At 66.4% G+C, this 8,990-nt stretch carries 8 protein-coding genes; 3 read left to right on the top strand and 5 right to left on the bottom strand.

Annotation, left to right across the window (positions count from 1 at the left end; genetic code table 11):
* From Q4F91_RS13575 to mltG, 4 genes are all read right to left on the bottom strand, one after another.
* Window positions 1-88: helix-turn-helix domain-containing protein (locus Q4F91_RS13575; RefSeq protein ID WP_368661014.1), on the bottom strand; the 88-nt coding region annotated here is incomplete at its 3' end.
* 415 nt (window positions 89-503) lie between these two features.
* The gene (locus tag Q4F91_RS11885; RefSeq protein WP_303337933.1) at window positions 504-1,535 is read right to left on the bottom strand and encodes a DNA polymerase III subunit delta; all 1,032 of its coding nucleotides are present in this window, start codon (window positions 1,533-1,535) and stop codon (window positions 504-506) included.
* Complete coding sequence (gene tmk / locus Q4F91_RS11880) at window positions 1,526-2,140, bottom strand: dTMP kinase (protein WP_303337932.1); 615 nt, start codon at window positions 2,138-2,140, stop codon at window positions 1,526-1,528. The genes Q4F91_RS11885 and tmk overlap by 10 nt, the downstream gene beginning before the upstream one ends.
* Window positions 2,141-2,222: 82 nt before the next feature.
* Window positions 2,223-3,575, bottom strand: a complete 1,353-nt coding sequence (mltG, locus tag Q4F91_RS11875; protein WP_303337931.1) for an endolytic transglycosylase MltG — start codon at window positions 3,573-3,575, stop codon at window positions 2,223-2,225.
* A 264-nt stretch (window positions 3,576-3,839) separates the two neighbouring features.
* Between mltG and Q4F91_RS11870 the strand changes: the two genes are divergently transcribed.
* The 3 genes from Q4F91_RS11870 to Q4F91_RS11860 all read left to right on the top strand — a co-directional run bounded on the left by Q4F91_RS11870 (window position 3,840) and on the right by Q4F91_RS11860 (window position 7,718).
* On the top strand, window positions 3,840-4,781 hold the full coding sequence (locus tag Q4F91_RS11870; protein WP_303337930.1) for a folate-binding protein YgfZ: 942 nt from the start codon (window positions 3,840-3,842) through the stop codon (window positions 4,779-4,781).
* A 217-nt stretch (window positions 4,782-4,998) separates the two neighbouring features.
* Window positions 4,999-5,877: a DMT family transporter gene (locus Q4F91_RS11865; RefSeq protein ID WP_303337929.1), complete on the top strand. Its 879-nt coding sequence runs from the start codon at window positions 4,999-5,001 to the stop codon at window positions 5,875-5,877.
* Window positions 5,878-5,981: 104 nt separating this feature from the next.
* Window positions 5,982-7,718 (top strand): C69 family dipeptidase, encoded by a 1,737-nt coding sequence (locus tag Q4F91_RS11860; protein WP_303337928.1) that lies wholly within the window; start codon window positions 5,982-5,984, stop codon window positions 7,716-7,718.
* Between the two features lie 110 nt (window positions 7,719-7,828).
* Here Q4F91_RS11860 and Q4F91_RS11855 read toward each other — a convergent pair whose 3' ends face one another.
* Window positions 7,829-8,587 (bottom strand): basic amino acid ABC transporter substrate-binding protein, encoded by a 759-nt coding sequence (locus Q4F91_RS11855; protein WP_303337927.1) that lies wholly within the window; start codon window positions 8,585-8,587, stop codon window positions 7,829-7,831.
* Between the last annotated feature and the right edge of the window lie 403 nt (window positions 8,588-8,990).

Genomic DNA, 8,990 nt, shown 5'->3' with positions numbered 1-8,990 from the left:
AGCAGAAACGCACAGCACCCCACTGGCCCCACAGGAAATGTTCCTGTTCGGCAGTAGGGTAAATGCGGAATTTGGCGGCTCGAAGCATGTGGTTGATGTATCTGAAAGAATCTTCAAAATTAATTTCGCGGCATTCCTCCTCGTCCTGAAGGACGAGAGATTCTGCTGAAGGGAAGCACAGACCCCCTGTTCATAGATGAACGCCAGCCTCTGTCTTTCCTCAGCCCCACCGGGAAGCGCGGGCGGAGGATCCCCGGTCATCCGGGGAACTCCTCTGAGATCGATCCTAAGCCATGATAGGCTGTTTGCTGACGCAGCCGTTTTATTGATTTTTAAGGGAAATTTTGCTTTTTTGGACAATCCAGGGTATTTTGCCTGCTCAGTAGGCGGTGCAACTCTTGAAGTCCTGGAGAAATACATTCAAAATCAATAGCACTCACGCGGCATTCCTCCCCGCCCTGAAGGGCGAGGGCTCCTGCCGCGATTCTGCTGAGAAGAGATCCTCAGCGGAAGACCGCCATGTACTTGAGGAAGACCTGCTCCCAGACCTGGCGCGCGTTGAGCGGGTGGTCGGCGGCGCGGCGCACGCTCCGGGCGTAGTCGTCGAAACCCGCCGCAAGCTTCGGCGTCGTGCGCTTCGCGAGGCGCCCGAGATTCTCGGCCTCGTTCACAAGGTAGCGCGGCCCGAGCCCGAGCGTCGTGCGCATCAGGTCGTGCGACCAGCGCACGAGGAGGAGCGAGAAGGCCGGCACCGTGAGGTCCCTCGGCTGGGCCATCAGGATGGCGTTCGGGGTGATGTCGGGGCCGGAGCGCAGGAGCTCGAGCACCGCGTCCTCGGTTTTCTTCTGCAGACGCTCGTCGTCGGAGGCCTCGAGCGCCGCGAGGGGCGCCCCGCCCGCGAACGCGAGCTCAGCCTCGGCGTTCTTCACGCGGTTCGCGCGCAGAAAGGCGAGCGCCTCCTCCTCGTCGGGCTGCGGCGCGCGCACGAGGCGCGAGCGCGAGCGGATGGTCGGCAGCACGTCGTCGAGCTTCTCGGCGACGAGCACCCAGGTGAGTCCCTCCGGCGGCTCCTCCATTGACTTCAGGAGCGACGCCGCGGCCTCCGCCCTCACCTTGTCCGCGGGATAGACGAGGATGATCCTGCGCCCGCCCTGGTTGGCGTTCAACGCGAGGAAGTCCTCGAGCACGCGGATCTGGTGGATGAGGATGCTGCGCGAGAGCTTCTTGCGCTCCCCGCGGTCATTCTCGGCCGCGGTGTAGGGCACGTTGTGCTGCTCGCACATGAACTCCGAGAGCACCTGTTTGAAGTCGGGGTGGGTGCCGGCCTGCGTGAGCTGGCAGCCCCTGCAGTGCCCGCAGGGCGAGCCGTCCGGGCGCGGATCGGAGCAGAAGACGGCCTTCGAGAAGGCGAGTCCGAGCTCGTAGAGCCCGGTGCCGGGGGCGCCGTAGATGAGGATGGCGTTCGGCATGCGGTCGCGCATGCGCGCGAGCTCGCGCGCCGGCGCCTCGAGCCAGGGGTACGGAGCTAGAGCCATGGCGCCACCTTCGCCGCGATCTCGGCGGTCACGTCCTCGGGGCTGCCCGCTGCATCGACGATCAGAAACCTTTCGGGGCACGCCCGGGCACGCGTGAGGTACGCCTCGCGCACGCGGGTGAAGAAGTCGACGCCCATGCGTTCGAACCGGTCCTTGTCGCCCGCGCGGGCGGCGAGCCTCGCCGCGGCGATGGCCGGGTCGATGTCAAAGAGAATCGTGAGGTCGGGGGCGAAGTCGCCGAGCGTCCAGCGCTCGAGCTCCTCGACGCGCTCTCCGGGGAAGCCCTTGCCGCCCACCTGATAGGCGTAGGTCGCGTCGGTGAAGCGGTCCGAGAGCACCCACTCGCCCGCCTCAAGCGCGGGACGGATGAGCTTCTCGACGTGCTCGGCGCGGGAGGCGAAGAAGAGGAGCGTCTCCGCGGTCGGCCCCATGTCGGAGGAGAGCAGGAGCTCGCGGACACGCTCGCCCGCGGGGGTGCCGCCCGGCTCGCGGGTGTGGCGCACGCGGATGCCGCGGGAGGCGATGAGCTCCTCGAGCTTCATGCTCTGCGTGCTCTTGCCCGCTCCGTCAATGCCTTCGATCGTGATAAAGCGCCCGCGCGTCATGGGCTCTCCCTTCCAGTGAAATTCGTGCCGCCGGGGATGCCCCGGAGGAAAGCGCCATTATAGATAGGCAGTCCTGAGCGCCTTACTTCGCCTGGCCGTTCGCCTTCTGCTGCTCGGTCTGCCTCTGCTTTGCCGGCCGCGACGTTTTCCTGAGCGGATCCGTGCGCTTGTCAATGATGAAGTGCTTCACGGCCCGGTTGTGGTCCCTGAGGTTCGTCGAGAACTCGCTCGTGCCGTCGCCGCGGGCGACGAAGTAGAGATACTTCGACTCGGCCGGGTGCGCGGCGGCCTCGATCGAGGCGGCCGAGGGCATCGAAATCGGCGTGGGCGGCAGTCCCGCGAAGGTGTAGGTGTTCCAGGGCGTCGGCGTGTCGAGCTCCTTCCTGCGCAGGCGTCCGTTCCAGCCTTCGCCGAGGCCGTAGATCACCGTCGGGTCGGTCTGCAGCGGCATGCCGATCCGCAGGCGGTTGTTGAAGACCGAGCTCACGAGATGACGGTCGCTCTTCACGCCCGTCTCCTTCTCGATGATCGAGGCGAGGATGAGGAGCTCGTAGGGCGACTTCACGCGGCAGAGGGCGTTCCTCGTGCTCCAGGCCTCCTCGAGGAGCTTCTGCTGGCGCGCGACGGCGAGCCGGATCACCGAGAGGTTGCTCGAGCCTGAGCCGTAGCGATAGGTCTCGGGGGCGAGGAAGCCTTCGAGCGACTTGTATTCGCCGAGTCCGAGCGACTTGAGGAGCTCCTCGGACTCCATTTTGAGCGAATCAGGATTGAGGCCCTCGGCGTTTTCCAGAATCGAGAGCGCCTCCCAGACGGGCACGCCTTCGGGGATGCGGACCTGCTGGTCAATGAGCGCGGGCCCCGAGAGGGTTTTGAGCACCTGCTCGGGCGTCATGCCGCGCTCGAAGCGGAAGCGCCCGACATGGATGCGGGTCAGCAGCGAGGGCTCGAAGCGGCGGAGCACCCGCACCTGCCAGGGCGGGAGCGTCACGCCGGCGGCGCGCAGCGAGGCGAGCGCATCCGAGGCGCTCTGGCCCTCGGTGACCTGGATCTCCACGATGTCATAGTCCATCGGCGCGGGTTCGCTGTAGAGCATGCCCTCGACATGCTTCCAGGTGCCGTAGGCCACCGCGCCCGCGAGGAGGACGAGCGCCAGGAGCGCCGTGAGAATCTTTGCCGCAGGGGAAAGACCGCGCCTTTTTACAGGCTTCTCAGCCTCAGGCTCCTCGGGCTGCGCGACGGGAGCCGGCGCTTCAGTGACCGGCTCGGAGGACTCGGCGGGAGCGGTCCCAGCCCCGGCATCGTTCCCGGGAGCCGTCCCGGAGGGAGCGGAGTCCGCAGGAGACGGCTGAGTCTCAGGCGCGGCAGGTGCCGCGGCCTCATCCTTCATCTCGGGCGGGCAGTCCTTTCCCTCTGTCGATTCGTTCTGTCGGGTCACGGTGGCGGATCTCCGGATAAGCGGGAAAAATTTTTGAGTCTGTGGCGTCTTTCTTGTTCTTCGGGGTGCTCTGCGGACGAGAGAAGACTCCCCGCCGAGGCCGGCCACTGAGTGTAGCGCATCGGCATGAATTTCCACGCGGCCCGCCCGCCGAGCCCGGAAGCGGCTATGCTTCTCATCCGAACAAATGCCTGTTGCCGCCGCCCGAATGTCCGAGCGACTTCCCGGATCCGGACGGCTCAAATTCCACTGGACAGAAATTTCATGCAGACCACACTTCCTGGCGTCGTCCGCGCGAGCGGCATCACGATCATCCGCGTCTCGGGCGAGGATGCCGTCAAATTCCTCCACGGCCAGATGAGCCAGGCGATCGAGGGCCTGGGCGACCGCACCGTGCTCGCCGGCTACTGCTCGCCCAAGGGGCGTCTTCTCGCCGTCATGCGCGCCTGGATGGACGGCGCCGACGTGATGCTCGCCCTGCCCCGCCCGATCGTCGAGGGGTTCCTCAAGCGCATCCGCATGTACGTGCTCCGCGCGAAGGTCGTCTTCACGCCGCTCGAGCCCGCTCCGCAGGCGGTGCTCTTCCTCGGCGCCGCCGGCGAGGCCGCCGCGGCCTCGCTCGGTCTCACGCTTCCCGCCCCGGGCGAGAGGAAGTCCGAGAACGGCTGGACGCTCCTGGGACTGCCCGCCGCGCAGGCGATCGAAGGGTTCTCCGCGGGCGGCTCCCGCACGCTCGCCATCGCCCCCGAGGGCACGGCGCTTCCCTTCGAGCCCGCCGATGACGCCTGGCGCGCCGCGAGCTCGATCGCCGCGGGCGTCCCGCAGGTGCTTCCCGAGACGCGCGAGAAGTTCGTTCCCCAGCACGTCAACCTCGAGCTCGTGGGCGGCGTCTCCTTCAGAAAGGGCTGCTACCCCGGCCAGGAGGTGATCTCCCGCGTCGAGCACATCGGCGAGACGAACCGCCGCGCCGCCGTCGGCCGCATCGCCGTCGCCGAGGCTCCGCTCCCGGGAGCCCCGGTCTACGCGAAGGGCGAGGAATCCGGCAGCGTCGTGCTCGCCGCGAAGATCGGCGACGAAGCGCTCGTCCTCTACTCGGCCACGCTTGACGCGATCGAGGCGGGCGTCTCGCTCACGCCCGACGGCGCCGTGCTCACCCGCGAGCCCCTGCCGTACCGCTACCGCAATGTCCTGAAGGAACCCGAATAACCGGATTCCCGGCCGGTACTCAAAGAAAGCGCGGCGACCGTCATGAACGGCGCCGCGCTTCTCTTTTGAGGTATGACCAGCCCGCCGCTTTGCCGCCCCGCTGCGGCACTGCTAAGCTTTCCGGCTCGAACGCTCTGACGGGCCGTCACGGGAACCTGCCTCCTCTTTCTCCCGATTTCCTCTCCCGGCGCCGGCACCGTCAGACGGGGTTTTCGAAATGATGAAGCAATCACTCTGGTCCCTTGCCGCCGCCCTGCTCTTCTCCCTGATGGCGGCCTTCGTGAAGCTCTCTAGCGGCGAGCTCGGCTCGCTCGAGATGGTCTTCTACCGCTCGCTCTTCGGCATGATCGTCATCGCGCTCTACGTGCAGCGCAACCATCTCACGCTGAAGACCCCGTACGTGCTCGGGAACCTCAACCGCTCCGTCCTCGGCACGCTCTCGATCGGCGCCTGGTTCTACACGCTCGGCGAACTGCCCTTCGGCACGAACATGACGCTCATCTACACGACGCCCCTCTTCATGGCCGTGAACTTCATCATCCTCGCCTGGATGAAGCACCAGCGCGCGCCCTGGGCGCTCGTCCTCTCGATCATCGTGGGGTTCGTCGGCATCGCGATCGTGCTCCAGCCGAGCTTCTCGCGCGACGAGCTCGTCCCCGCGCTCATCTGCCTCGCCGTCTCCTTCCTCGACCTCATCATCTACTGGCAGATGAAGCAGCTCGGCGACCTCAAGGAACCGTCCTGGCGCATCGTCTTCTACTTCACCTGCTGCGGCACCGTCTTCGGCCTGGTCGGCACCTACCTCCTCGAGGAGGGCCTGCACATGCCGACGGTGAACTCGCTCATCGCCATCCTCGGCATGGGCGCGTGCGCCACGCTCGGCCAGATCTGCACGACGCGCTCCTACGCCTACGGCAACATGCTGCTTTCGTCCTGCCTCGGCTTCTCCGCGATTCCGTTCTCGGCGCTCATCAGCTGGCTCCTCTTCGGCGAAGCGCAGAGCGTGGTGACGCTCGCCGGCATGTCGCTCATCCTCGGCGCGGGGCTCGCGGCGACGATCTCGACGAAGCGCTCCGAGGCCGCCGCGGCTGGCTGAAACCGTACTACGATTCACAACCACGGACGGGAGGTGACACTTCCGTCCGTTTTCCTGCCACACAGCTCACTTGATTTCCCCGGTTCAAAGGAGATATTTCTCAGATGTGCACTTCTCTCATCGTCGGCAAGGCCGCTTCCACGACCGGCCGCGTTCTGCTCGGCCACAACGAGGACTCGGGCGGCCGCGTCATGCACCAGGAGTTCTGGTGCCCGGGCGGCCCGCACGCCGCCGGCGAAAAGCTCGAGGCCGAGGCCGGCCGCGCATGCATCCCGCAGGTTCCCGAGACGCTCGGCACCTACTGGAGCAACATGCTGATGATGCCCCCGGGGTCGTCCTTCGACCAGGGGCTCGCCAACGAGGCGGGCGTCGTCATGTGCTCGAACAGCGGCGGCACGTCGTTTGACGGCGAGCTCAGCGACGAGGAAACGGGCCTGAAGGAGGGCGGCATCGGGTTCCTGCTCCGCCGCGCGGTGATGGAGCGCGCGAGGACCGCCCGCGAGGCCGTCAGAATCGCCGCCTCGCTCATCGACGAATGGGGCTACTGGAGCCCGGCGCGCAACTACTCCTTCGCCGACCGTGACGAAGCGTGGCTGATGAACGTCGTCAAGGGCCGCCACTACGTCGCCAAGCGCGTCCCGGACGACGAGGTCGTGCTCATCTCGAACTATCTCGCCATCCGCTCGGTGGACCTCGCCGACACGGAGAACGTGATCGCCTCGCCGGACCTCATTGAGTACGCGATCGCGAAGGGCCGCTACACCCCCGCCCGTCCGGGTGATTATTCCGACTTCGACTTCTGCGCCGCCTACCAGCCCGAGACGAACCGCACGGATCCCAACAAGTCGATCCGCATGCGCACCGGCTGGGAGTTCCTCACGGGCGTCGTCTACCCCGATCTCCTCCACTATCCGGAGCGCCTGCGCCTCCCGCGCAAGGTCTCGCCTGATGACGTGAAGGCGCTCCTGCGCCTCTCCGCGGCGGAGACCTACCGCAGCCGCGGCGACGGCCGTGCCGACGCCTTCCACGTGAGCGGCGAGGACATCTCGCGCTCGAACTGCCGCGAGAGCTGGGTGGCGGAGCTCGGCGACAAGCCCCTCCTCAACACCCTCTGGCGCGCCTCGGCCAATCAGGACGCCTCGCCCTACGTGCCCTGGTTCCCGCTCGCCGGCGCCACGCCCGCGGGCTACCAGTGGACGTCGCTCGAGGAGGCCCGCCGCGTGCACTTCCACATGGAGCCCGGGTACCTCGACTTCGACTGGGCGAAGAGCTACTTCCTCTACGCGACCCTGGGCGAGCTCGTGAACTTCGACCGCGGCCTGATGTCGGGCATCTGGCGCGAGCGCGAGGCGATCGAGGCGAAGTTCCGCGAGGAGACCGAGGCCGTCCGCGCGCGCGCCGCGCTCCTCCCCGAATCGGAGGCGAAGGCCCTTCTCGGCCGCTTCACCTGCGAGGCCGCGGCCGACGCCGACAACCTCTGCCGCGAACTCCTCGCCGGCCTCGACACGGTCGAGGCGGTCGTGTGGCCGGGCGAGCTCTCCGTCACCGACGAGTCGGCCGAGGCCGAGGTGGTGATCACGTCGCTCCCTGAGTTCGACATCGAGGAGGTGGACCCGGCCTCGATCCTCTGGAGCCTCGGCTGCACGGGCGCCAAGGCCTCGGTGCTCGAGCCCGCGAAGCCCCTCTCGGTCACGGTGCGCGACGGCGCCCTCGTCTGCCGCTTCCGCGCGCATGACGTCGCCCGCCACGGCATCCCGGGGTGCCTCACCGACACCTACATCCGCGGCTACATCGCCCACCGGCGCTTCGTCGCGATGGCGACCGTGCGCTTCAAGGCGTAAGCGACTGACCGGCTGAAAAGCAGAAAGCCCGCCTCAAGGGGATTACCCTCCGGCGGGCTTCTCTTCTGAGGCGTCCTCAGCGGAGGCGCCTCAGTGACGACGCGAGCGGATTACTCGGTGGCGCCGAACCAGCGGTCATAGATCTTCTGGTACGTGCCGTCCTTCTCCATCGCGGTGAGCGAGTCCTCGAGAACCTTCAGCAGCTTCTTGTTGCCCTTCTGGACGGCCATGCCGTAGAAGTCGTCGGAGACGACGAAGTCAAGCGCAACGAGGCGCATGCCCTTCGAGGCCTTCTGGTGCAGGAAGTAGCGGTTCACGGGGCCGTCGTTCAGCATCGCGTAGCAGCCGCCCTTGTTGAGCTCGAGGAAGGCGTCGCCGGCGGAGTTGAACGTGCGGATCAGCGTGTTCGGGATGCGCTTCATCATGAGCGCGCCCGAGCTGCCGATCTCGGCGCACAGGGTCTTCCCCTCAAGATCCTTCAGGCTCTTGATCTTCGGGGCGTTCTCGCGGGTCGTCATGACCGTGAGACCGGCGTTCATGTAGGGACGGGTGAAGTCGACCTTCTCGGAGCGCTCCGGGGTGATCGTGAGCCCCGAGATCGCACAGTCGATGTTGCCGCTCATGAGCGCCGGGATCAGGCCGTCAAGACCCATGGAGACGATCTCGACGTCGTAGCCGTTGCGCTTGCCGATCTCGCGGATGAGATCCATGTCAAAGCCTTCGTACTTGCCCGTGTTGGAGTCCAGGAACTCGAAGGGCGGGTACACGGTCATGGAACCGACGCGCAGGGTCTCGGCAGCCTCGGCCGCGAAGGAGAAGACAAGGGTGACGGCCGCGGCGGCGGCGGCGATTTTCTTTGTGATAGCCATTTAGAGGGCCTCAAACTTGATGTTGAAGCGGATTGTGCAACGCCGCGTGATCCCTCTTTTTCTAGTGCACATGCTTCGAGCTGTCGGGCGCTGACGGCCCGCTCTCCGCGGGGATTTTTCGCGACGCCGGACCCTCCTGGGGTGGCGTCCTCACCAGTGCCGGACACAGGCGGCCTCAGTGAGGTGGTGAATTTTCGGTCCGGCCTGACGGAGGCTTTTCTCCGTGAGCCGAATGCGGAGCGACGGTCCTGCCGGTTCCTTTCCGACGGGCTTCCGTCCTCTCCCGGTCCGGCCTCTTGGGGAGCCCGTCCCGGTCCTCCTCGCCTTCACGGGCGCTTCGGACCCAAGAATCTTACCCTTTCCGGCATGAATGCGCCTCCCACGGAAGGCGTATCCATAAAAA

Origin of the sequence: Sutterella sp., from assembly GCF_030539355.1 — a bacterium.
GTDB lineage: Bacteria > Pseudomonadota > Gammaproteobacteria > Burkholderiales > Burkholderiaceae_F > Sutterella.
The sequence above is the reverse complement of the archived record's forward strand: the minus strand, read 5'-3'. Positions and strand labels throughout refer to the sequence as shown.